This is a genomic window from Paraburkholderia xenovorans (assembly GCF_046030735.1).
Taxonomy (GTDB): domain Bacteria; phylum Pseudomonadota; class Gammaproteobacteria; order Burkholderiales; family Burkholderiaceae; genus Paraburkholderia; species Paraburkholderia xenovorans_A.
In genome coordinates, this window is sequence record NZ_JAQQBV010000017.1 from 94,208 (window position 1) to 117,806 (window position 23,599).

Below are 23,599 nucleotides of genomic sequence, written 5' to 3' on the forward strand. Positions count from 1 at the left end.
AGTCAACACATACAACCCGTATTGACCAGGCAACGTGCTGTCCAGCAACGTGACTTCACCTTGCGGTCTTTCGGGACTACCACCGCAAATAGAGCGGACCGGACAGGGCGCCTATACCCGCGGTTATGACGATGCCCAGTACGTACCAGACACCCCAGAACGGTACCGACATCTCTGAACAGTAAAGGGAATACACCAGCAGACCCTGCGCGCCAGCGAGCAGCCCGGCGCCTGTACCCGCCAGTACCAGGCGGGTAGGAGCGAGTCCCTTCAGCGCGTGCATCACCGCGGCAAGCGATGGCAGAGAGAGCAGGACAATATTCGCGGTGGTGACTCGCCAGGTTGTACCTAACATCAGTTGCAGGCGATAGCCTGGCGGGGTCGCGAGCACCATCACCATGGCAACGAGCAACATGAGAATGAATGGTAGTGCGACCGCGAACCACGCCAGTTTGACGGGTGCGCCGGGTCGCCCGAGACGTTCAGCGAGGTTCAATGCCGTGACGAGTGCCGCTACCGGAAACGCCAGCCGAACCCAGAACATCGTCGTCAACAGCAATTCCGGCATATCGCTGCGGATGTCGTAAAGCACCACCAGCAATGCCGTGCTGCCGGCGAGGCCAGTACTTAGCGCACGATTGAGCCTCTTCGAAGCGAAGTTCGGCTCAACCGGCGTCAGATCGTTACCGAGCCTGAGTATCAGATCTGAAGTTCTCATCTTGTTCATTGGAAAACATCCTGACATTCCGAGAGCGATACGCTGTCCAATACGGATACCTCGGGTCAAGATCTGAACGACCTATCGCCAAGCAGATAATCAATGGATAACCGGCCCGGTCCCCAGGCCGCGATGCCGAGCGCCATCGCCACCCAGGTCAGGTGAATCGGCCAGCCTTCGGGCACGGTCAGCTCGACGATGGCGGTCATGAAGATCAGGCCGGCTGCCGCGAAGCGGGTTCCGAAGCCAAGCACGAGCATTACCGGAAACGTGACCTCGCCACATCCCGACAGAAACGCAAAAACCGTCGGCGCAGGAAACGGATAGGGACCGCCAGGCAGATGCAACTGGAACTCCTGCGTGAACAGATCGATGGCCGTATCGCTAAGCTGAAAGAAGCCATGCCATTTCAGAATCCCCGATTTCCAGAACGGCACGGCCAGCGCGAGCCGCAGCACGAGCTGAACCAGCCACGGTTGCGCGAGCGTCTGGATCAGCCGGTTCAACGCGCCGATCGCGGAGATGAGTACGGCCGGAAGGGGCAGTTTCATGTTCTGGTGGTCGGACATTCTGGTCGATCTCCGTGTTGAATGCCGGTAAAGGCGCCGGCTGAAAGCATCCCGGCCAGGTTGGCCTCGATACCGAAGGAGGGGGCCTCCTGGAGTGCTGCTGCAACCGCTTCGCCGAGCGATGTGCCTTCGATAAGACGGATGAGAAATTTCGCGCCGCCGGGCGGCAGGCGCGATACCAGGACTTCTTGCTCAGGGCGTGTCACGAGTGCGTCTTCGGCTTCGCTCGAGCGCAGCGGCGTAACGGGGCCATCCGTTCGATTCATCGCAAAGATCGCGACAGTCGGATACGGTGAGCGCACGACGCGCGTAGCAGGATGCGGCGTGAAGCGGATTTCGGCGAGAGATTCCGGGTCGATCTCCGCTAACGCTTCGGCAGTAAGCACGGGCAGATCGGCGGCGTGATAAGCATCCAGCCACGCCCTTTCGATACGCGCGGTATCCGCGAGCCAGGGCATTTCGCGGGCGAATTCGTAGGTTTCGATGAACGCAGGAAAGTCTCGTCCGTACTCGAACAGCAGCGGCGAAGTGGGCGGCGTCGCGCGGACGTGGAAACGCGCCATCGCCCTGAAGAAGTCGACGCCAGTGATACGCTGAATCGCAGGATAGACCGCTGCAAGCGCATCGATGAGGCTGACCGTGACGTTGTTGCGATAGACGTTGTACCGCTTGACTACGCGTTTGCCCGGCGCGGCAACCACGTCGTCAGGCGCCGTGATCGAAGGGTCCGTCAAACCCCGCGCAAATGCGGTGGTGTACTGGTATGAAGCGTTTTCAGGCTGCACCGCTGACCTCCGCCGCGAGCGAAAGCGCTTCTTCAGCGATGATTTGCCGCGCGGCTAGCGCCTGAGCGCGCAACACGGGCCAGGCGGGAAGCTTGCTGTCCCATTCGACTAGCGTGGGACGCGGGCCAATCCGCGCGACGAGATTGCAATAGAGGCTCCAGACGGGATCGGAAATCGCGCAGTCGTGACTGTCGATCAGCAGCAGTTCGTCTTCGTCGTCGCGTTGCTCGCTATGTCCGGCAAGATGTATTTCACCTACCTGTTCGAGCGGCAATCCGTCGAGATAAGCTTGCGCGGAAAAGCCGTGATTGGTGGCCGAGACAAAAACGTTGTTGACGTCCAGCAATAGTCCGCAGCCGGTGCGTTGTACGACTGCGCGGATGAATTCGGTTTCGCTCATCGCCGAAGACGCAAACGCAATATACGTCGACGGATTCTCGAGAAGCATCGGGCGTTTGATCGCTTCCTGAACCTGGTCGATGTGTTCGCAGACGGTGTCGAGCGTTGCTTTCGTGTATGGCAAAGGCAGGAGATCGTTGAAGAATGCACCACCGTGCGACGACCACGCCAGATGCTCGGACACCAGCAACGGCTCGTAACGCATCACCAGATCGCGAAAGCGCGCGAGATGCACGACATCCAGCGGGCCGGATCCGCCAATCGACATGCACACGCCGTGAACAGAGATCGGATAGGCCTCGCGGATCGCCGCGAGCGCCCGATGCGGCGGGCCGCCGGCGCCCATATAGTTTTCGGCATGAACTTCGAAGAAACCGTCCTTCAGCCTGTCCGCGAGAATTGCGGCCAGGTGTTCGTGCTTGAAACTGGTACCGACGAGGTCCGGGACACCCGTGCTCCCGCCAAGGGGGCGACCCCGCTCACTCACTACCGGCGCTTGCCTGGAGTCATTCATAGCCGCCCCTATTCCTCTTGCCGTTCGCTGGATCAGGATTTGATCGGGCTGAGGGAGCCGTGGCCGCCGCCCGGCACTTCGATGTTCGTGCACGTGCCGCCCTGAACGAACTTCCACGAGTTGCCCTGGAAATCCACCGCGGACGTGCCTTGACACGTCGTGCCGGGACCCGCGGCGCAATCGTTCTGCCCTTTCAACGCGATGCCGTAGCACTTTTCCTTATGAGCAGCGATGGCTGCGCCCTCTTCTGCCTTTGTGAGCGGTGCGGCGTGGGCGACCGACGCGAGCAGGCTTGCGACAACACCGGCGAGCAAGGTGGAACTGACAGTGATCTTTGCGGACATTGAATCTCTCCAGAAGTTGAGTTGGAAGGTACCCGTGGCGGATACACCAGTAAATTCGGGAGATTCGGAGTTCGGGTTACAGGGAGAATTTCTTTTTTATTTCGATTTCTGATGCTTTGGCTTCAGCCGTTCGACTGGCCGTTGGATTGCCCCTCGCAGCGCACCCGTCACCAGGGAAGGAGGAAAGGTCCGAGCACTGCTCCGAGCGCGGCCGGAAGCAGCATGCCGGCCATATACCAGATGCTCCAGAACGCCGGGTTCATCTCAGGACAATGAAAGCAGTACACAACGGTGGCGATCGAGCTTGCGAGCAGGCCCGAGATGGCGCCGGCGAGCCGTAGACGAGTCGGCGCCAAACCTTTGACAGCCCAGAATATGGCGACAAAGCCTGGAACAGCGAGCAGAAGAATATTAAACGGGCACGAGCGCCAGGACTGCCCGAGGATGTCCGGCAACCGGTCTTCTGGTGCGGCGGCGACGAGGACCGATATTGCCGCGATCCAGACAGCAACCACAGGTATCGCCGCGACGAGCCATCCCGCTCCGACCTTCGCGCCTGGGCGCGCCAACCGGGCCGATACAATCAGGGCACCGATTGCGAGCCACAAGGGGAAAGCAAGTTTCTCCCAGAAGATAGCAGTGTCGACGACGACGCCCAGGTCAGGGCGAATGCCAAATACCGCAGCCATCAACACCGTCGCGCCAATGACGGCAACCGGCACCGAGATGCCGAACCGACGGGCCGCAGTGCCGCTTTTTACGGGGGTTATGCCGGTCGAGAGCAATTCGACAAGATCATCCGTTCTCATGCTCGGCCCCGGCACGCGAATTTTGCATCATGGTCGTTTCCGTCGCTCCGGGGTACGCCATCAGTACCGGTTTCGACGTACGGGCGGTTGACGTAGCGGCAAAAACACTCGAGTTTGTGGCGCGTGGCATCGCACGTACAAAGATTAGCCTGCGGCCCTTCGGAATCCAATGGGACAGCACTAGTTCGCCTCAAAGAGCGGAATGTACCCCTCGGTCGGCAACAGAGCCGTGTGCATTTCCGAATGAGCGCCCACCGAATTGAGGGTGTCTACGGTAGAGCGTCGATTTGACAGGATGCGCCACGGTCCCGCCTGCGTAGCAGGCAAGGCCGGATCCAACGCCCGGTATAACTCGTCGAGCATGGCACGACGAGGGAGCGTGTACGTCACAAATCCCTCATTGGCCAAAGAGGCGGTATGAAAACCAGCATTGCCGCACAGACGCTCTTTCACAGGAACATCGTGGATGGCTGCATCACGCGAGTTCTGGATCAAGTCCGCCGTGATGGAATCCACGATTTGACCGCCTTTGATGAATGAGGGCCTGTCGACGGCCCAGGCTTCAGGCGGGCAAGCCTTGTGTGCTGGCATCAGTTCAATGAAAGGATTGATTTCAGCCGGATAAATTCTGCACACGTTCGGCCTTGCTTCGTATCCGCCGCATCGCATATCCGGTTGCAGGTGCGGGCAGGCGCCATCGAAGGCGGCAACGACTGTCACCATCACGCGGATTGCAAGTTCACCGCTTTCGGCGGCAAAAGATCGGATTCGCCGGTGTTTTACCTGGCCATCGTCTGTCGATGGCTCAACGGGCCACGGCATCGCTTCGCAAAACACCTGGACGTCCCCTCCTCGTTCTAACCAGCGTATGGCTTCGTGAACGCTAAGGGGCAGGCGCAGGTTGTGACAACAAAGGCCGCACATCGTGCATGCGAAGCTTATATCCATGGCCATATCGATCTCGAGGTTCAGAAACCTGAATACAGGTACACGCAAGGGAAACGAAAGACAGCCCAACCTCGGCTGCAATCGATCCTTTGCTAGTTCGATCTGAAACCTGTTTCGGTTACATCCGAACGTGAAATCGGCCGCCGCTTCACCGGAATGCGAGGCACGCTCGCCGCGTGGGGTAAGACGGCCCACCGGACGCTCGCTGTCCTTTTCGTTGTCAAGAGTCAGCAATCCCGCATTCGCATGACTCGCCAGGCAGACGGTGTCATGACAAGGTGCGTAGCTGACCCGCAACGCGCTCGATGAGCGCCAGGTCCGGTGAGGGAGCCAGATCGGCGGCATTCGCCTTGTTTCCCGTCGGCCGCGGGGTGGAGAACAAACCTTTGAACCGATAGCCGGTCGTGCATGCCGGGCAAAATACTTCGGCATCCAAAGGTGTATCCGATCTGACGACAATCGTTGGACCGCATGTGTGGCAATGCTGGAGCGGTATTCCTTCATCGCTATGGCCTGCGATGTGGTACAGATTGACGCTTCCCCCCAGTTTCAAAAACATTTCGCCATATTCGCGATTGAACTGGGTGCCGAGATTGTCGCGTACTACGGCAAAGGCATCGTCAATCGACATCGCCTTGCGATATGAGCGTGTGCTGGTCATCGCGTCAAAGGCGTCGCAGATGCCGATGATCGCAGCCATAGGCGTGATCTCGTTGCCAGTGAGGCCTAACGGATAACCTTTGCCGTCGGGCCGCTCGTGATGGGCGTAGACCGCGTCCGCAATGCGTTCGCCGAACGGGTGTTTCGCAAGAAGTCGTTTGCCGATTTCAGGGTGCGTTTTGATGACGGCATACTCCGCATCGGTCAAACGCTCCGTTTTGAGCAAGACCGAATCGGGAATCGCGATTTTGCCGAGATCGTGCACGAATCCACCCACCGAGACGTTCGCCGCATCGCGATCCGAAAGACCCATCTGTCGTGCCAGCAGACTCGCGTAACGGGAGACTCGCCACAAATGGCCGCCGGTGTAGGGATCGCGGGCCTCTACCACCCACGCAAGGGCGAGCAGACTATCAAGAAGCGGTTGATCCGCACTATGTGCCGGTTCCGACTGGCCGAAGAAACGCGAAACGAGGCTGAGTATTTTCTTTGGAGTCATGGCCGCAATGGAAGTATCTCTCCGGGACATTTCGGGCAAACGGGAAGCCGCGACAAGCGACCGATTATCCGTTTTGTTTCGCGCGGTCGACGTGTTGTGCCGGTTCGACCTCGACCCTTGATTTCGTTCAAAGAGTGCTCCGGGTTACACGAAAGAGATTATTTATTTGCGACGGCAAGGCAGTTCCAGACCAACACACGGACATGTGCCGTCCCAGCGCTCTCGCCGACGCCACGTAAGAAAAGCCATTGGCACTTGCGCTTTTTACACGCTGTCCACGCCCAAACCCTTCGAACGAACGAAAACTTGCACGCCTCGGCGCCCCGCCAGAAGGCCCGGGAATTGCTCCAATTCACAACCTGAGGGCCAATACCGAACGGGAGCAAGCATGCATTTCGTCATCAACGGCAACGAGGTGGAACTGGACTTCGATCCCAGGACATCGCTCCTCGATTTGCTCCGTGAACACCGTCACCTCTTCGGCGCAAAAAAGGGCTGTAACCAGGGCGCGTGCGGCGCATGCACCGTGCTGGTGGACGGCACACGCATCAACAGTTGCCTCGCTTTGGCCGTGCAGTATCAGGATTGCGAGATCACCACCATCGAAGGATTGGGGGAACCCGGCAATCTTCACCCGCTACAGGCCGCGTTCGTCGAACACGACGGTTTCCAGTGCGGCTACTGTACCCCCGGCCAGATTTGCTCGGCGATCGGCATGGTTCAGGAGTTGAAGTGCGGCGTGCCCAGCTATGTCAGCGAAGACGTGGCCGCACAACACTTCACGCTGACCAGCACAGAACTGCGCGAACGAATGAGCGGCAACCTATGCCGCTGCGGCGCCTACAACGGTATCGTCGACGCGATTCAGGACACGTTCGGTGCAGCTGCTGGCACCGAACCCGGCGAGCGCGAGGCCGCACAATGAACCCCTTTACCTATGAACGCGCTTCCGACCAGCAGGCGGCGCTAACGCTGGGCGCTCGTCCCGGAGTCAAATACCTGGGCGGGGGCACCAATCTCGTCGACCTGATGCGCGAGACCATCGAGCATCCTGTTGCGCTGGTCGACGTCACAGGCTTATCGCGCGCGATAGAGCCAACGGACGGCGGTGGCCTGCGAATCGGCGCTGGCGTCAAGAACACGGCGGTGGCGGCTGACCGGCACGTTCGCGAGCACTACCCCATGCTGGCCGAAGCCATCCTCGCAGGGGCTTCAGCCCAGATCCGCAACATGGCGACGGTGGGCGGCAATCTTCTGCAGCGCACGCGCTGCGGCTACTTTTATGACGAGGCCGCGCACTGCAACAAACGCTCGCCCGGAGCGGGCTGCGACGCGATAGACGGCTTCAACCGCATGCATGCGATCCTTGGCGCCTCCGCTGCCTGTGTCGCCACCCATCCTTCGGACATGGCGGTAGCGCTGGCCGCTCTCGACGCGTCCGTCACGGTAGAAGGCTGCAACGGCGCACGCGACATTCCGCTGATCGATTTCCACCTGCTGCCCGGCGAAACGCCACACATCGAAACAGTGCTCGAACCAGGCGATCTGATCACCGCCGTTTCGCTGCCACCCGGCCTCAAGGGCCTTTCCACTTATCGGAAGGTACGCGACCGCGCTTCCTATGCATTCGCTCTGATCTCGGTCGCGGTGGTCCTGGACGTGCAGGACGGCATCGTGAAAGAGGTGCGGATCACATTGGGTGGCGTCGCTCACAAACCGTGGCGCGCCAAAGCGGCCGAGGCAGCACTCATCGGCGGTCCGGCAAACGCGGCGGCATTTCGTGCGGCGGCGCAGGCGGAGCTCGCTTCCGCACGAGGTCTGCGCGACAACGCCTTCAAGATTGACCTGGCCCAGCGCGTGATCGCCGACACGCTGCTCAAGTTGACCGCTCTTCAGGAGATTCGCTGATGCCTATCCTCAAAGACGCCATGCAAGCGGTCATGAAAAAGGCCATTGCCCTCGCGCCGGACAGCTTCGTCCCCGGCGGCAAGCCGGACCCCCTGATCCTCCACAAGCATGGTCTGATCGGTGCATCGGTGAGCCGGATCGACGGGCCGTTGAAGGTGTCCGGTCGCGCGACCTTCGCCGCGGAATTCCCAATGGAAGGGTTGACCTACGCGGCGCTCAAGTACTCGTCTATCGCCCGTGGGCGTATTGTCGATATCGACATTGCCGCCGCCGAAGCCGCGCCGGGTGTCGCACTCGTGATGACGTATAAAAACGCGCCTCGCCTCAAGCCCATGCCGGCGTTCATGACTCAGCCCAAAGCCGCGGGGGGCGACGACCTGGCGATCATGCAGGACGATCAGGTTCACTGGAATGGCCAACCCATTGCGCTGGTGCTGGCCGACACGCAGGAGCAGGCGGACCACGCGCAGTCTCTGATCCGGGTCGCCTATGAGACCGGCAGCGACGGCGTGACATCGCTCGACGCGGCCAAGGCGAACGGTTCAGAGCCCGGTGTTTTTCAGGGCGAGCCGCTGAAGCTCGAGATCAAGGATGCGGAGGCCATGCTGGCCGCCGCGCCCCACAAGATCGACGTGCGCTACACGACCCCTCGTCACAATCACAATCCTATCGAGCTGCATGCAGCGACCCTCGCCTGGGACGGGGACACGCTGCGGATCCACGACACCGTGCAGGCAGTCGCGCACGAAGCGTGGACTGTCGCGCAGGTGTTCGGCATCGACGAGAAAAACGTGCACGTCACTTCGCCATATGTCGGCGGCGGCTTTGGTTCGAAGACGGTGTGGCAGCATCAACTGCTCGCAGCGGCGGCGAAGCTGGTAAAGCGCCCTGTGCGAATCATGCTGTCGCGGGAAGGCGTGTTTCGCATCGTCGGCGGGCGCACGCTCACCGAACAACGCGTGGCGTTGGGCGCCCAGGCCGATGGGACGCTGGATGCGTTGATCCACACCGGCACGGTCGCGATGACGCCACACAACAACATGCCGGAACCCTTCATTCTGCCCGCGAAAAGCGCCTACGCTTCCCGAAGCTTTCTGCTCGATGTCGAGACCGTCAAAATGAACATGACGGCCAATACTTTCATGCGGGCGCCTGGCGAAGCGGTGGGCACATTCGGGCTGGAATGCGGTATCGATGAACTCGCCCACGCGATGGGAATGGACCCAATCGAACTGCGGATCAGGAACGAGCCGGACAAGGATCCGACGACGGGGCTGCCGTTTTCCCAGCGCGGCATCGTCGAGGCCTGGAAGACCGGGCGCGAGCGATTCGGCTGGGACGCGCGTGGGGAACCGGGCGCGCGGCGCGAGGGCGATTGGCTCGTCGGCATGGGCTGTGCGACGGGCACCTATCCTTACTACCGGATGCCGGGCGGCACGGCGCGGATCACGCTGACCGACAAAGGGCGCGCCACCGTCGGCATCGCCGCGCATGAAATGGGCATGGGCACCTCGACCGCGCAGACCCAGATCGCCGCCGAGCGCCTCGGGTTGACCATGGACGACGTCGACTTCGAATACGCGGACTCCCGATTGCCTGGCGTGGTGCTGGCGGGCGGTTCGCAGCAAACGGCTGCTATCGGCGCGTCCGTGAGTGCGGCGCATCAAAAGCTCGTCAAGGAACTGCTCCAGCTCGCGGGCAACAGTTCGCCTCTTTCCGGCCTGTTACCGGACGAAGTCGGCGGACGGGATGGCGGTCTTTGTGCTCTCGAGGATGAGAGCCGATTCGAGAGCTACACGTCGATACTCGCCCGTGCGAGGCGGAAAGAAATCTCTGTCGAGGCGGATGCACCGATGCCGTTCGAGTTGCAGCACTGGTCCATGCATAGCCATAGCGCGCTGTTCTGCGAGGTGCGGGTCAATGCCGTCACCGGCGAGATTCGGGTGAGCCGCTTTCTTGGTTCGTTTGATTGCGGTCGGATTATCAATGCCAAAACCGCTGCCAGTCAGTTTCGCGGCGGGATCATCATGGGTCTCGGCCTTGCGCTGATGGAGGAAACCGAATTCGACGAGAGAACGGGCCGCGTGATGAATCCTTCGCTTGCCGATTATCACGTGCCGGTTCATCTCGACGTGCCGAAGATCGATGTTATCTGGAGCGAAGACGCGGATCCTCATACGCCGATGGGTGCTCGCGGTGTTGGGGAGATCGGGATTACGGGGGTGGGGGCTGCGGTTGCGAATGCGGTTTTTAATGCCACTGGCAAGCGTATTCGCGATTTGCCTATTACGTTGGATAAGGTGATTTGATCGTGTGAGGATTGACTCGACGATCTGCGCGGAACAATTTAGCTTAGCAGATCGTTCGAGACGGATCCTGTGTGTGCAAATTCCAGAAAAATCGAGCGTACGAGTTCAATGTCATCTATCACTGCCTTCGCAGGATATTTCTCCCCCAGGATAACAATGAACTTGTCATTTGCAGCGGTGTGGTTCGTCAACGTTTTTGTATTGTTCTCCCCATCCTCGATAACTTCGTTAAGCATGATCAGGAACTGACCATCCTGGGCATAGAGGCTCAGTTCATAAGGGCCGAACTCAGGAATTGGATCACGCCGCATACCGAGAACGGCAGCACGTCGGGCAACAGACGCGATTGTCTTTTCAATTGTCACGTCATCTGGATCAGTCATGACGTCAAGTCGCGTGCGCGATGAGTCTGCACCTATGAAGTAACCACCCAATATCGTTCTCATGGACGCACCTTAATTGATTTCATTCCAGGCGACCAGTAATACGTTTTAGGCAACCCTGTCACGTCGTCTTCGGCCTGGATAGTAAGAGAATTTAAGCCAGCTTTGTCGGCTGCGGCCGCAATGTCGCCTTTGCAAAATCCGCAGACATCCTTTCCTGTCACTGTCATAGACATATTCGCCCCTTGAGTCGTACCAGCGTCAAACGCTTGTTGGATTGCACCAATTTCAGCGTGAGCGTCCGCCATGTTCCCGTTTGGCAAGGCCTTTCCCGTTGCTTCGGCCTTGGCTGATACACGGTCGGCAATAAGCGTTGGCTTGTTCGGATCAGCTAGCTCAGTTGCTCTAGCAGTCTGATTGACGTCAGAAAACACTGTGCCGCCGATTTCGCCTTTCGCCGTTACGATGGGTTTGATTGCACCAGGAGTGACCTCACCATCGAGCCTTGGCCCCAAACCAAGCAGCGCGAACCCGACGACGCCAACCATGATATCGCCAACCCCAGGAGCCAGCGAATCACCCCAGGATTTCAGCGCCTTCATGCCGAAGCCGGATGCGGTTACCAAACCGGCAAAAGTCACCGTCGCAAGCAGGCCCGCCGAAATCGCAGCCGCGCCACCAAGACCAAGTGCCACAAGACCGAGCACTCCGAGTGCCATTTCGAGTTCGGATTCAGCGTCATCGATTTCGAGTACGGTCTCCGTCGGGCCGCCGATGCGTACATTCGAACTGCCCGTCTTGATGACTGCACCGCACGTCATCTGACTCGAGACGCGGGCCATCGGCTTTCCGTTGACCCGCACTGTTTTCGACCCTTGCGCGATTTTTACGCGAATCGGCGTATGGTTAAAACCGAACAGGCCGTTGCAGAAACTCGCTCCATCCACACCCGCACGCTGCGAGCGTCTGCCGTTGACGTAGGTATCGGACGAACCGCCTGCAAGCACGCCGGTCGTCGGATCGGCAATACCGAACAAGGTCTGTATTCCGTGAGCAAGCGAGCCCCCCGATAGACCACCCATCGCCACGGCACCGCACGTAATTGCCGCAATAGCGAGACCGCCCGTAGCCACGCCGGCAGCAACGATAGCGGCCCCGATGGCCGCACCGGCCAGCATGCCTGCGACCATCCCCATCATGCCGAAGTCGTGGCCGATCTCATCACCCTCACGGGCCGCGCCAAAACTCGTTGCGCCGACGCTCACGCCGTGCGCTCCGCCTTGGCTGACCCGATAAGCCATGCCCGCACAGTATCCAGGGAATCCAGCGGCGCAAGACCCTTGACGGTCTGAATGAAGGACAGGTGCTGTTGCAGCATATCGCCGGGCCGGTCTGTCCCACTACGCAGAGTGTATATGCCATCGACGATGCCGCGGCGAAACGGTTGTCCGCTAACGTGCGGCTCAAGCGGCGTGCCGTCGCTGGCAAAAAACAACCACTGCCCCTCGCCAACCTCGTAAGGCGAAACACGGGACGCCGCATAACCCGCATCCGCATACACATACAGTTCATGCGATGCAACGGCGAGTGCGAACACATAAGACCGCAGGACTTCGGCAGGAAACCTCGCGACGTCGGGTCCGATGGTCTCAAGCAGTTCCGGTGTCTGCCCACTTTGCCTGTACGAAGCCAGCACGGCATTCCATGTGGGCAGGTGACGCTCGAAGTCATCGACATGCGCCGTGAGTGTAAAGATAAGATTGGTCGTTCCCATACGTACTACGGCCTGGCACTGACGCATCACCGCATTGGGTCCCTGCCAGCGATAGTCGATCAGGTAGCCCGGCAAGCCGCCGAGTGTGATGTGATTGCGGGCAAGCGGGGTATAGCCGGGAAACTGGTTGCGAAACGCTTCGTGCTGGCGATTGACATATCCCGTCAGATCGTCGCCCGCATCGTGATCGCGGGTAATGACAAGGGCTGCGTCACGACCACCCGTGTTGCCTGAACCCGCAAAGCGAAAAACCGTCATGGACTGGTCTTTCCAGTCGCTCGGTGGAGTAATGCTGCCTTCCTGAAAAGAGTAGGGCGCCGCCACGTTGTCTCCTTCGTATGTGACGGCGTAAACCTAGCAGATTGCCTGATGCCTATGTTTTTGGGATATTTGCAGTCGTTTTCCGAGTAGAAAATCGCAGTCCAAAATAAAGACAATCCGAATGATTTTCAAGAAAGATCCGACGTCCGCGGTTAATCAAGGTGCGGTGCGTTCAAATGCTATCGCGCCGTCTTTTGCCGGTGGTCGTGCGGCTTCTCGCAACCACGCCACGCCCTCCTCTAGCACAAGCGTCTGCTGTTGGCCATCTCTCTCCCGAATGCTGACCGTTCCGTCGCGTTCGTCCCGCGATCCCAATGCCACCAGAATTGGTATCTGCCTCTCGCGTGCGTCCATGATCTTCTTTTCCAAGCGCTCTGGTCGGCTGTCTTGCACCACCCTGATGCCCGCTTCCTCCAGTGCTTGCACCACCTCTTCCGCATAAGCCAGGTTTGCCTCACTGATCGTCGCGACTACTACCTGATCTGGCGCAAGCCATAGCGGAAGCCATCCTTCGTAATGCTCCAGCAGCATCGCTATAAATCGTTCCATGCTCCCAAGCACCGCGTGGTGAATCATCACCGGTCGCTCGCGTTCGTTGCGCTCGTTGACATACTCCGCTTCCAGCCGCTCCGGCAGCACAAAATCCAGTTGGACCGTGCCGCATTGCCAGCTACGATCACGGCTATCCATTAAATGGAACTCCAGCTTCGGACCGTAGAAGGCGCCCTCGCCTTCCAGGACGTCGAACTCCAGGCCCGCCGCGCGCGCGGCTTTCGCTAACGCGGCTTCCGCGCGGTCCCATCCTTCGTCGCTGCCCGCGCGTTGTGCAGGGCGCGTCGCCAGCGCGACCTTGAAGGAAGGAAAGCCAAGGTCTGCGTAGACCTGCCGCAGCAATTCACAGAAGCGCGCGACCTCGTCTTCAATGTGGGCCTCCATGCAGAACACGTGGGCGTCGTCTTGCACGAAGGCACGCGCGCGCTTCAGCCCTTCAAGCGAACCCGATGGTTCGTCACGATGGCATGCGCCAAATTCGCTATACCGCACCGGCAACTCGCGGTGCGAACGCACTCGCTGATTGAACACCTGCACGTGACACGGGCAACTCATCGGCTTCAGACTCAGTGCGCGCCCTCCTTCCGCGTCGGCAAGCGAATACATCGCCGAGCCGAACTTCTCCCAATGGCCACTCTTTTCCCACAACGAACGCGCCAGCAGTTGCGGCGTGCGAATCTCGCGGAAGCCCGCCCGACGCATGCGCCCACGAATGTAGTCCTCCAGCACGCGATACAGCTCCCAGCCGCGCGGATGCCAGAACACCATGCCGGCGCCCTCTTCCTGCTGGTGAAATAGATCGAGTTTGTTGCCGAGTACGCGATGGTCGATGTCGTGCATGGTGACGCTCCATTTGTTAGTACAGCAGATATCGCAATCGATGCCGTCAACGGAGGTCCATAAAACGCCAAAGGCCCCGTCCGTTTCCGGCGGGGCCTTTGGTGGTCTGCCACTGCTTCGTGCTGCTAGCGTGCGCAACCTCCAGACGACCCGCCTGTGAAGGTGGTCGTCGTGGTGGTGACGGCAGCGAAGGGAATCGAGTGGAAGTCCATGGTTCGACAGTAAACGATCTTGTACAGAGACGTCAATCGTCAATTCAACTTCAACCGCTTTTTAAACTCACTGCTGTCCGCAGCCAATGTCGCCTTCCTGGCAATGCAGTTGCTCGTCGAACAGTCGGGTCTGCTCCTGCGTGAGACGGCTCAGACACGCCAGTTGAATCATCGGACGAGCACTATACGAGTCCGGTGAGAAGCTCAGGAAATCGCATTGCGCGTCGCGGTAAGTAACCCAGGCACGCTCGGCCTTCTGCAAGCGCTGTTTGCCTTGCGGGCTCACCTTCTTCAGCAATTTGCCGTAGGTGTCGTTCAGTTTTTTGTCCGCAGCCTGGTAGTCGAGGTCGGCGCACTGGTTGAGAGAAGCCTGGTCCGACGCGTTCTTGCAATCGATCGTTGCAGCTTGAACGCTACCGCACCACCATAGACAGCCGGCAATCAGAATGGACATTCGCTTCATCATAAAACCTCGAACACGGAGTACTTAATTGTCGTAGAAAGCTGGAGTTTGCTCGCCAGCGCAACAGAATAAACGATAGGATGGAGAGTCCAAACCGAACGAGCATCTTATCTTGAGCATCCAGATCCGCCCCGCCCTTTCAGCCGACGCCGCGCTGATTCTCCGCTTCATCACCGAACTCGCGGTGTATGAAAAGGCCGAGCACGAAGTCGTCGCCGGTGTCGCAGACATCGAAGCGAGCCTGTTCTCCGCAGGCGCCACTGCCAATGCGTTGATCTGCGAGATGAACGGCGAACCCATCGGCTTTTGCGTTTATTTCTTTTCCTACTCGACGTGGCTCGGCAAACAAGGTCTCTATCTGGAAGACCTGTACGTATCGCCGAAATCGCGCGGTAGCGGTGCGGGCAAACAGATGTTGCGGCATCTCGCGCGCGTCGCTTGCGACACCGGCTGCGGCCGCTTCGAATGGAGCGTGCTCGACTGGAACGAGCCGGCCATCGGTTTCTACGAATCGATCGGCGCAAGCGCGCAAAGCGAATGGGTACGCTATCGGCTCGCGGGTGACGCGCTGAAGGCGTTCGCGGAGAGTGAGGTCTAAAGGTTTTCGCGGCATGCCATCGCAACGCGCCGCGCCGCGTTACCTGATCACTTGGCCGCGCCGCTCACCACTGGCTCGACTTCGAATGCATCGCCAGTGGCAAAGAACGTTCCGCCTGCCACGTAATGGCATGTGCGCAGATCGGGATCGTCGCCGAAATGCCAGCGGTTGTTCGAATACACGCGGCTGTCCGCATAGGCTGCGACCACTTCGCCGATGATCAGATCGTGCCGCTGGCTGTCGTCCGGAATCAGCTTGCATTCCATCCACGTGATGCAACCGGCGAGCATCGGCACGTCGATTTTTTGTGCGGGGAACGTCTCCAGATCGAAAGCCGCGAACTTGTCGAGTTCGGTGCCTTCGTTCGAGCCGACCGCCAGCGTTTGCGCGGCAAATCCGCGGCTCGGCAATTGCAGGCCGAATACGCCGCCTGCTTCGATCAGCTTGCGCGTCAATGTCCGGCTGTCTACCACCACGACCACCTTCGGCGGATCGTAATCGAGCGGCATGGCCCACGAAGCCGCCATCACGTTCGAGCGCCCGCCGTGTGCACTGGTGATGATCGTGACCGGTCCGTGATTCAGTAACTGCGTGGCCCGCGACAATGCGACGGGTTCCCGGGTGATATTCATACGTACGTTCCGCGTCAAATGGATGACGGCGATTGTAGCGTCGCAGGATGATGCGCGTGCGCGCACCGTTGCCGCGCAATTCAGGCGAGAATGCCCGCTCGTTCAAACTCGCTGGAAAGACCGTGCGCATCGTTTGCCTCCATACCGCCGACAGCAACATCGCGATATTCGACGAAGCGGCTCGCGCCGCCCGCTTCCACTCGCTCGAACTCGAGCACAGGGTGCGCGCGGATCTGCTCGCCGCGGCCGAACAGGTTGGCGGGTTGACCGACGCGATCGCCGCGCAAACCCGCGAAGTCGTACTCGCGCTGTGTCGCGACGCCAACGCCGTGTTGCTCAACTGTACGACGCTCGGTCCGGTTGTCGATGAAACGCTCGCCGCGCGAGCCGCGCCGGTGCCCGTGGTCCGCGTCGACGCCGCGCTGGCGCAACGGGCAGTAGAAAACGGCGGTAAGGTCGTCGTGCTCTACACCGTGTCCACTACGCGCGAGCCCACCACGCGCCTGTTCGCGGAAGCAGCATCGCATGCCGGCGTTGCAGTCGACCTCCGGGTGCAACTGGTCGAACGCGCATGGGAGCGTTTCAGAGCCGGCGACACGGCCGGCTATCTGTCGACGATTGCTGCCGCGGCCGAGGCCGCCTATGCCGACGGCGCGGATGTCGTCGCGCTGGCGCAAGCGTCGATGACCGGCGCGGCCGCGCTGGTCACCCGCGGCGACAAGCCGTTGACGAGTCCCGAGGCGGCGCTGGCCGCCGTCGTTCGCGCCGCTTCCCTCGCGAACTGACACGCGATGTTCGGGTCGCGGATGGCAAGTTTGCGATGCTGAAAGTTGCGCAGGAACCCGAAGAAAAATTCGGCGCGCGGTTGATGGCGTAGTAAAAACGGCCGGGTCGCCAGACATCGGTTGGCCGACTGCCGAAGCGTGGTAAGGCATGGTGCAACGGTGAAACACAGACAAAGCGGCAGCCGCCAAGGCCGCCGCTTCGAAAACATCAATGCGGCGCTTTACCGTTAGGCACGGCATCCAGCGGTTTATGCTGCTCCTCGCCGAGCCCCGGGAAAAATGCGTTCCACGCAGCGCGCACGCCTTGCGCCGCGGTGGCCTCAGCGCCAATCGATTCCGCCTCGCCCTCGGCGGCTTTCGCAGGATCCGCAGACAAACCGCGCCAGTGCGTGAAGACCAGCAACGGTTTTTCGGTCCAGACGCCGTCCCCGTATTTCGCAAACGCCGTGTCCCCGCTCGTCAGTTGCACTTCGTACCAGCCTTCACGGACAGGCGTATGGGCGGCCAGCTCAAACCACGCGGTCGGTTCGATTTCCTTCATGTCGTCTCCAGTCGGATTGATCGTCATAGATAAGCACATAACGGCATTCTTCATGCCCGGGCCTGACTACGACCCGGTGACCGCGCGCCACCTGCCGGCCGATCCGGCAGAGCGGTGACGCGGGGCATGAGCTGCGGGCGATTCGTCGATGCGATGCGCTCAGGAATCGCCGCGCATAAACGACACGATAGCGCGACATGGGCCACGCGGACAAACGCAAAAAGTTACACGCTGCGACGATCGGCCGGGAGCCCCGCCAGCTCGGCCAGCACACGGACCGACGCGGCCAGCCGATCGGCGGGCGTACTGCCGTAACCGATCACCAGCCCGTTCGTGTCGGCGCGTTGTTGCAGCGCGAAACCGGACAACGCGCGCGGGTTGAGCCCTGTCGCGCACGCCCGTTCGACCAGGGTCCGATCGCGGATGTCCGGCGGCAGACGCAGCGTCAGATGCATCCCGCAATCGCCGCCGAGAATCTGCGCCGGCGCGAAATACTCGCTGAGCGCGTCGCGCAGCGCCTGCTGCCGCTCGCGATACAAACGCCGCATACGGCCGAGATGACGGCCGAATTCGCCGCTCTCGATGAAATGCGCGAGCGCCAGTTGCTCCAGCCGATGCCCACCGCGCAGCATTTCCTGCAACGCCGCCTCGGTGTGCGCGGCGATGGCGCGCGGCAGCACCACGAAGCCGATACGCAGCGCAGGAAACATCGTCTTGCTGAACGAGCCGACGTACAACACCGGCGCATCGTCGACCAGACCCTGCATGCTTGCGATCGGCTCACCGGTGTGTCGAAACTCGCCGTCGTAGTCGTCTTCGATCAGCCACGCGCCGCAGCGCCGCGCCTGCGCGATCAATTCCAGCCGCCGCGCGACCGACAACACCGCGCCGGTCGGATACTGGTGCGCCGGCGACGTGTAGATCAGCTTCGGCGCGTGCGTGCGCCACGCGTCGGACGGCACGGCGATGCCTTCGGGATCGACCGGCATCGGCACCATCGTCAGATCGCCGAGATTGAACGCCGCCTTTGCGCCGCGATAACCGGGGTCTTCGATCCACGCGATATCGCCCGGATTCGTGAACAGCCGCACACACAGGTTCAGCGCTTCCTGTGCGCCTTCGGTAATCACCACCCGCGAGCCGTCGCAGCGCACGCCGCGCGCCATCCGCAGATGCGCCGCGATCGCGTCGCGCAATGCGGGTTCGCCCGCCGGGTCGCCGTAACCGAGCGCGCGCGGCAACGCGCTTTCCATCGACCGTTCGAGCGAGCGCCGCCACGCGCCCAGCGGAAAGCGATCCAGCGCCGGCGTGCCGGGCGTCAGGGGCAAGCTGTTGGCGACGTGCGTGCGGGTCGCCGCGAACCGGTCGACGCGTGCGGCATAAGCCACGTCCGGCACGCCCGACGACGCCTGTGGCTCGCCCCGCGCCGTCGGACTGGAAAGCGGGCTCACGCGCGTGCCCTTTTTGTCGGCAATCACGTAGCCGACCGCGGCCAGATGTTCGTAAGCGATCACGACGGTGTTGCGCGACACGCCCATCTCCGCCGCCAGCAACCGCGACGACGGCAACAGCGAGCCCCCCGGCAGACGCCCCGTGAGAATCGCCTGCTGCAATCGCTCGATCAGCTGTTTCTGCAGTGTCGCGTGCTTCGCGCTGGCGCTCGCCGTTCCGCTGCTGCTGGCCGGACCGCTGAGCGGGCCAATGATCTCGATCATCGCCTCTGGACCCATGAAATAGGTTTGGACTGGATCTTTTTAACATACCACGTTTGCCGTATCGTTCCTGAAGACAACCACTCACAGGAGAGCAGACATGGAACCCAGACGTAACGCATTCGAGCAGCCGATCGGCGCTCCGGTGCCGGGCTGGAACGGCGCGCAGGCGCCCGGCGGCGAGCCGCTGGCGGGGCAGTATTGCCGGATCGAGCGGGTGGACGTGGAGCGCCACGCGGCGGACCTGTACGAAGCGTATTCGTCGGCCGCCGACGGCCGCGACTGGACTTATCTGAACGTCGGCCCGTTCGGGAGCCTCGCCGCGTATCGCGAGCATTTGACGCGTGCGGCCGCGTCAGCCGATCCGCTGCATCACGCGGTGATCGATCTGGCGACGGGCAAGGCGATCGGCACGCTGGCGTTGATGCGCATCGATCGTACGAACGGTGTGATCGAAGTCGGCCATGTCACCTATTCGCCGCGGCTGAAGCGTACGCGCATTGCGACCGAGGCAATGTTCCTGCTCTTGCAGCATGTCTTCGACGACCTCGGCTATCGCCGCTTCGAATGGAAGTGCGATTCGCTGAACGGCCCGTCGCGCAACGCGGCGCTGCGCTACGGCTTCACGTTCGAGGGGATTTTCCGTCAGGCGATCGTGTATCACGAGCGCAATCGCGATACCGCGTGGTTCTCGATCATCGATAGCGAATGGCCGGCGCTGCGTCCGAGCTACACGCAATGGCTCGACACCGGCAACTTCGATGCGCAAGCTCAGCAGAAGGAACGGCTGGTCGATCTGATCGCGCGGCAACGAGCAGAGGCTTCAAAAGCTTCAGCTTCAGCCTAAGCCTGCCGCGCGCCGCAACACGATGGTCGGCTCGCCTTTATATGTCGTGCGAAGCCGCTCGCGATACCCGCATTTTTGCGCGACGCGCAGCGACGGCAGGTTCTCCGGCGCGATGATGCAGGCGGTGTCTGCGCCGGGCCACTGCCTGTCGGCCCAGGCAAGCGCGGCGTCCACGGCTTCGGTCGCGTAGCCGCGACCGTGCACGGCGGGGTCGAGCGCCCAACCGACTTCCGGTGTACCGATCAACGATGGCTCGATCTCACGGTGATAGTCGGCAAAGCCGACTTCACCGAGGAAGCGGCCGCTCTCCTTTTCCCGCACGACCCAATAGCCGTACTCCAGCATTGCCCAGTGACCGGCGTAACGCAGCAGACGCGCCCAGACTTCTTCGCGCGTGAACGGCCGCCCGCCGATGTAGCGAATCACTTCGGGATCGGACCACATTGCGTAGCTATCGAGGAAATCGTCCTGGGTGTGCGGACGCATGAGGAGGCGCTCGGTGGTGAGGAGGGTGGGGTGGGTGGGCATGGGGATAGCTAATGCAGTAGTCGCAGAGTTGTCTGTTCGATGATCGCGATTTTAGTCTTATCGGGGCTCGCCGACGATGCTCTATCCCATACGGCATAAGACGATCTATCCGAAAGGCCAAAATTTGTTGAAGTAATTTCAAATAGCATTATTCCTTTAGTACGACACCCTAATAAATGATATGTTTCCTTCTCGTTCTGGCGGAGGTTGAAGTGCCTCCTTTTCAGGAACGACTCAAATTAAAGAGTCCGCAATAACTCCCTCATGCATTTATCCTGCACAGAAAAGGGCTGCTTGCGGCGAAATGCTGGGAGGCCGGGCACAGCCATGTTTGTCGAAGAAAATATCATCGAGATTCTAGATAAGTACTTGGAGGTAGCGCCATTTGTCCGCGCGGTTAATGAGGCTGCAGACAGTGACAAAGACGCACTCGGGTTCTTCCCGTCGGGCGTCTACGAAGACTTCGCCCGCAAAGAACAGCTTTTCGTGGCCATCGAACGGCACGCGCAGGGCATGGCATATGCGGGCCACATACTCTTCGAAGCGAGGCATCCGAAGGGGCGTGTGCGTCAGATCTTTGTCGCTCCGGCGTTCAGAAAACGCGGCATAGCGGCTCGCCTCTTGCAACATCTGAAGAAACATCTAACCGATCATGCCTTCATTTCGTTGTACGCCCGCGTGGCGGAAGATCTGTCTCACGCAAACAGGTTCTGGGAAGACCACGGCTTCTATGTACAACGTACAGAGAGAGGCGGCGACACCAGAAAGCGGACAATCATCGTCCGTATCCACGAACTCGATACGCCGCAGTTGTTTGCAACAAGCGGGCTCAGTGCCGCCGACCCATTGGGCTTGAATTCGACATACGGATCGGAAACGCCGCTATTTCTTCTGGATCTGAACGTACTGTTTGATCTTGGGCCACGCAGGCGCAGAAACGAGGATGTTCTCGATCTATTCAGAATTGAAAGAACCGGTTCGTGTCGATTGGCTCTGAGCACAGAGATTACGGAAGAACTTGCCCGAACAGCAAGCGTCGGCGTGACAGATCCGATGTTGGCATACGCGCGCATCTTTCCCTCGTTTCCTACTCCGAGCATTGCAGAATGGGATGTACTCAAACCTGTGCTTGCGTCGTTGGTGTTTCCGGAGCGATATCGGGTCGACGCATTGAGCAGCAATGACATCTCCGACCTGCGGCATTTAGCGACAGCCATTCAGAACGGATTAGCCGGCCTTATCACAAACGACACATCGATACTGAAAGCCGCTGCACGACTCAACGACGAATACGGCATCCAGGTGATCTCGCCCGGCGCGTGGAAAGATCTTAATGTCGGCGAGGCTGGCGAAAAAATCTTTCAGACAGGTGCGGACGAATCTCTCGCAATAGCGCCCGTCGCAAGGTCTGAAGAAGCCGACGTGCATCGACTTTTGTCCCGGCTCGGAATTCAATCGTCGGATATCGTCACGACATGGGCGGCGATTGATTCAAATGCACGCGCCTGCAATCGGTTCGGCGTTTGGTCTGGGAATGTGCTGTTGGGGTACCTGATATGGCCCAAGGCAATGAACGGTGTCGAGTTCAATGCACGCGTGGCTGTCGACGAAACGCAGCCCAGTGCGATTCATGTCGCTCGCCTTCTACTCGGGCATGTGATCGAACAGGCCATTGCGCAAGGCACAGTCGGAAGCGCAGCGCAGATCAGGCTCACATTCCCACCTCAACAGGCCCAGATACGTGAAGTCGCGTCTGCGTTGGGCTTTGGCGGTCTGGCAGACCAGACATTGCTATCCAAGATCGCCGTGGGACGTGTCATCACCGCGTCGAATTGGGTCGACTTCCAGGGAGAACTTATCCAGACAGCCCGCGTACGCCTACCCGATGTAGCGCCGATCTATCGGGATGTCGAACAGCAAATTCGTCTCGTGCGCCCCGATGGAAATGTTGGGCATATCTCGCTGATGAAATTGGAAACGCTACTATCGCCCGCGCTTTTTTGTCTGCCCGGCAGAAAGGCGGTCATTTCCCCCGTACGAGCTGAATTCGCAGAGGACCTATTGGCCCATTCACCTCAGCGAAGCCTGCTGCCCCATGCGCGCGCCAGACTGTACAAAGCACGTCATTATTTGAGCGGCTCCGCAACGCTCAAGCACTTCAAGCGTGGTAACCTGATCCTGTTTTACGAATCTGCAAAAAATAAAGGTCTTGGGGCGATTGTCGCGATTGCACGCGTGCAACACGCTTATTTAAAATCCCAGGAGGCTATGGAAAATTCGGACCTCGGTCCGTCTGTTCTTGACTCCGCGGGACTCGAAGCAATAGGTCGATCCAGAACGAAAACCGTTACCGTATTCGACAACATCATCTGCCTCGACCGTCCGGTGCTACTCGCCACCCTTCAGCGATTGGACTGCGGCAGTCCGCAAGACCTGCTTACCACGCATGCAATCAATGACGCACAGCTTCAAGGAATCCTCGAGGAAGGGTTTGCCCATGGAACAGCCGGAACACGTACTCATCTCGCTTGAAGAGCGGCACGCCGAAAACATTTTTGCCGGTCGAAAGCACGTCGAACTCAGGCGGCGGCCAATGAACGTGAAAGCAGGTACGGTCGTCTGGATTTACGTGAAGCTGCCGGTGGGCCGCGTGATCGGCTGCGCGAAGGTCAACGCCGCCCATTCGCTAGCGCCTACCACGCTGTGGCGCCGCTTTGCGAAAGTATGCGGGATCACCCGGCAGGAATTTTTCGACTACTTCGACGGCAGAACGAAAGGCTTTGCCTTGGGCTTGCACGAGCCGCAGAGACTCTCCGGCACGATTTCGCTGATGGAGTTGAGACAAGCGTCGGCGGGCTTTCAACCGCCGCAGTTCTTCATCCGCATTGCACCGGACAGCCCGCTCCTGCACGCCATTGAAGGAAAACGCGCGTAGGCGCAACGATCGCG

General features: G+C 60.1%; 25 protein-coding genes. 8 read left to right on the forward strand and 17 right to left on the reverse strand.

Going from position 1 to position 23,599, the window contains the following annotated elements; genetic code table 11:
* Window positions 1-76: 76 nt before the first annotated feature.
* From PQQ51_RS18580 to PQQ51_RS18615, 8 genes are all read right to left on the reverse strand, one after another.
* Entirely contained in the window at window positions 77-718 is a 642-nt protein-coding gene (locus tag PQQ51_RS18580; RefSeq protein ID WP_408498314.1) for a DUF1109 domain-containing protein, read from the reverse strand.
* A 65-nt stretch (window positions 719-783) separates the two neighbouring features.
* Entirely contained in the window at window positions 784-1,287 is a 504-nt protein-coding gene (locus tag PQQ51_RS18585; RefSeq protein WP_408498254.1) for a DoxX family protein, read from the reverse strand.
* Window positions 1,266-2,072: an HvfC/BufC N-terminal domain-containing protein gene (locus PQQ51_RS18590; protein WP_408498255.1), complete on the reverse strand. Its 807-nt coding sequence runs from the start codon at window positions 2,070-2,072 to the stop codon at window positions 1,266-1,268. The genes PQQ51_RS18585 and PQQ51_RS18590 overlap by 22 nt, the downstream gene beginning before the upstream one ends.
* A complete protein-coding gene (gene bufB / locus PQQ51_RS18595; protein ID WP_408498256.1) occupies window positions 2,062-2,985 on the reverse strand; it encodes an MNIO family bufferin maturase in 924 nt (307 codons plus the stop codon). The genes PQQ51_RS18590 and bufB overlap by 11 nt, the downstream gene beginning before the upstream one ends.
* 32 nt (window positions 2,986-3,017) lie before the next feature.
* Window positions 3,018-3,329, reverse strand: a complete 312-nt coding sequence (bufA1, locus tag PQQ51_RS18600; RefSeq protein ID WP_408498257.1) for a BufA1 family periplasmic bufferin-type metallophore — start codon at window positions 3,327-3,329, stop codon at window positions 3,018-3,020.
* Between the two features lie 167 nt (window positions 3,330-3,496).
* Complete coding sequence (locus PQQ51_RS18605) at window positions 3,497-4,138, reverse strand: DUF1109 domain-containing protein (protein WP_408498258.1); 642 nt, start codon at window positions 4,136-4,138, stop codon at window positions 3,497-3,499.
* Between the two features lie 180 nt (window positions 4,139-4,318).
* On the reverse strand, window positions 4,319-5,320 hold the full coding sequence (locus PQQ51_RS18610; protein ID WP_408498259.1) for a YkgJ family cysteine cluster protein: 1,002 nt from the start codon (window positions 5,318-5,320) through the stop codon (window positions 4,319-4,321).
* 34 nt (window positions 5,321-5,354) lie between these two features.
* Complete coding sequence (locus PQQ51_RS18615) at window positions 5,355-6,245, reverse strand: HD-GYP domain-containing protein (protein ID WP_408498260.1); 891 nt, start codon at window positions 6,243-6,245, stop codon at window positions 5,355-5,357.
* 388 nt (window positions 6,246-6,633) lie between these two features.
* Here PQQ51_RS18615 and PQQ51_RS18620 point away from each other — a divergent pair, with 388 nt between their 5' ends.
* From PQQ51_RS18620 to PQQ51_RS18630, 3 genes are read left to right on the forward strand one after another with little or no spacing between them, the layout of a single operon-like run.
* The gene (locus tag PQQ51_RS18620) at window positions 6,634-7,170 is read left to right on the forward strand and encodes a 2Fe-2S iron-sulfur cluster-binding protein (RefSeq protein WP_408498261.1); all 537 of its coding nucleotides are present in this window, start codon (window positions 6,634-6,636) and stop codon (window positions 7,168-7,170) included.
* Window positions 7,167-8,153 (forward strand): FAD binding domain-containing protein, encoded by a 987-nt coding sequence (locus PQQ51_RS18625; protein ID WP_408498262.1) that lies wholly within the window; start codon window positions 7,167-7,169, stop codon window positions 8,151-8,153. The genes PQQ51_RS18620 and PQQ51_RS18625 overlap by 4 nt, the downstream gene beginning before the upstream one ends.
* 20 nt (window positions 8,154-8,173) lie before the next feature.
* Entirely contained in the window at window positions 8,174-10,462 is a 2,289-nt protein-coding gene (locus PQQ51_RS18630) for a xanthine dehydrogenase family protein molybdopterin-binding subunit (RefSeq protein WP_408498263.1), read from the forward strand.
* 38 nt (window positions 10,463-10,500) lie between these two features.
* On the opposite strand, the gene PQQ51_RS18635 is transcribed toward PQQ51_RS18630, so the two are convergent.
* From PQQ51_RS18635 to PQQ51_RS18655, 5 genes are all read right to left on the reverse strand, one after another.
* Window positions 10,501-10,908: a DUF6911 family protein gene (locus PQQ51_RS18635; protein ID WP_408498264.1), complete on the reverse strand. Its 408-nt coding sequence runs from the start codon at window positions 10,906-10,908 to the stop codon at window positions 10,501-10,503.
* A complete protein-coding gene (locus PQQ51_RS18640; RefSeq protein WP_408498265.1) occupies window positions 10,905-12,146 on the reverse strand; it encodes a cytidine deaminase-like fold-containing protein in 1,242 nt (413 codons plus the stop codon). The genes PQQ51_RS18635 and PQQ51_RS18640 overlap by 4 nt, the downstream gene beginning before the upstream one ends.
* Window positions 12,107-12,943 (reverse strand): DcrB-related protein, encoded by an 837-nt coding sequence (locus PQQ51_RS18645; RefSeq protein ID WP_408498266.1) that lies wholly within the window; start codon window positions 12,941-12,943, stop codon window positions 12,107-12,109. The genes PQQ51_RS18640 and PQQ51_RS18645 overlap by 40 nt, the downstream gene beginning before the upstream one ends.
* A gap of 153 nt (window positions 12,944-13,096) precedes the next feature.
* Window positions 13,097-14,332: a threonine--tRNA ligase gene (gene thrS / locus PQQ51_RS18650; RefSeq protein ID WP_408498267.1), complete on the reverse strand. Its 1,236-nt coding sequence runs from the start codon at window positions 14,330-14,332 to the stop codon at window positions 13,097-13,099.
* A 279-nt stretch (window positions 14,333-14,611) separates the two neighbouring features.
* Complete coding sequence (locus PQQ51_RS18655; RefSeq protein ID WP_408498268.1) at window positions 14,612-14,998, reverse strand: lysozyme inhibitor LprI family protein; 387 nt, start codon at window positions 14,996-14,998, stop codon at window positions 14,612-14,614.
* Window positions 14,999-15,119: 121 nt separating this feature from the next.
* Here PQQ51_RS18655 and PQQ51_RS18660 point away from each other — a divergent pair, with 121 nt between their 5' ends.
* Entirely contained in the window at window positions 15,120-15,605 is a 486-nt protein-coding gene (locus tag PQQ51_RS18660; protein ID WP_408498270.1) for a GNAT family N-acetyltransferase, read from the forward strand.
* A gap of 47 nt (window positions 15,606-15,652) precedes the next feature.
* On the opposite strand, the gene PQQ51_RS18665 is transcribed toward PQQ51_RS18660, so the two are convergent.
* Entirely contained in the window at window positions 15,653-16,237 is a 585-nt protein-coding gene (locus PQQ51_RS18665; protein ID WP_408498271.1) for a flavin reductase family protein, read from the reverse strand.
* A 56-nt stretch (window positions 16,238-16,293) separates the two neighbouring features.
* Between PQQ51_RS18665 and PQQ51_RS18670 the strand changes: the two genes are divergently transcribed.
* Window positions 16,294-17,022, forward strand: a complete 729-nt coding sequence (locus PQQ51_RS18670; RefSeq protein WP_408498273.1) for an aspartate/glutamate racemase family protein — start codon at window positions 16,294-16,296, stop codon at window positions 17,020-17,022.
* A 208-nt stretch (window positions 17,023-17,230) separates the two neighbouring features.
* Here PQQ51_RS18670 and PQQ51_RS18675 read toward each other — a convergent pair whose 3' ends face one another.
* A complete protein-coding gene (locus tag PQQ51_RS18675) occupies window positions 17,231-17,563 on the reverse strand; it encodes a hypothetical protein (RefSeq protein WP_408498274.1) in 333 nt (110 codons plus the stop codon).
* A 224-nt stretch (window positions 17,564-17,787) separates the two neighbouring features.
* Window positions 17,788-19,278 (reverse strand): MocR-like pyridoxine biosynthesis transcription factor PdxR, encoded by a 1,491-nt coding sequence (pdxR, locus tag PQQ51_RS18680; RefSeq protein WP_408498275.1) that lies wholly within the window; start codon window positions 19,276-19,278, stop codon window positions 17,788-17,790.
* Between the two features lie 97 nt (window positions 19,279-19,375).
* Between pdxR and PQQ51_RS18685 the strand changes: the two genes are divergently transcribed.
* Window positions 19,376-20,122, forward strand: coding sequence for a GNAT family N-acetyltransferase (locus PQQ51_RS18685; protein ID WP_408498276.1), 747 nt, complete (start codon window positions 19,376-19,378; stop codon window positions 20,120-20,122).
* Here PQQ51_RS18685 and PQQ51_RS18690 read toward each other — a convergent pair.
* Window positions 20,114-20,650, reverse strand: coding sequence for a GNAT family N-acetyltransferase (locus PQQ51_RS18690; RefSeq protein ID WP_408498277.1), 537 nt, complete (start codon window positions 20,648-20,650; stop codon window positions 20,114-20,116). The genes PQQ51_RS18685 and PQQ51_RS18690 overlap by 9 nt on opposite strands.
* Before the next feature lie 327 nt (window positions 20,651-20,977).
* On the opposite strand from PQQ51_RS18690, the gene PQQ51_RS18695 reads away from it, so the two are divergent.
* Window positions 20,978-23,182, forward strand: coding sequence for a GNAT family N-acetyltransferase (locus tag PQQ51_RS18695; protein ID WP_408498278.1), 2,205 nt, complete (start codon window positions 20,978-20,980; stop codon window positions 23,180-23,182).
* Entirely contained in the window at window positions 23,106-23,585 is a 480-nt protein-coding gene (locus PQQ51_RS18700) for an ASCH domain-containing protein (protein WP_408498279.1), read from the forward strand. The genes PQQ51_RS18695 and PQQ51_RS18700 overlap by 77 nt, the downstream gene beginning before the upstream one ends.
* The last annotated feature ends 14 nt before the right edge of the window (window positions 23,586-23,599 follow it).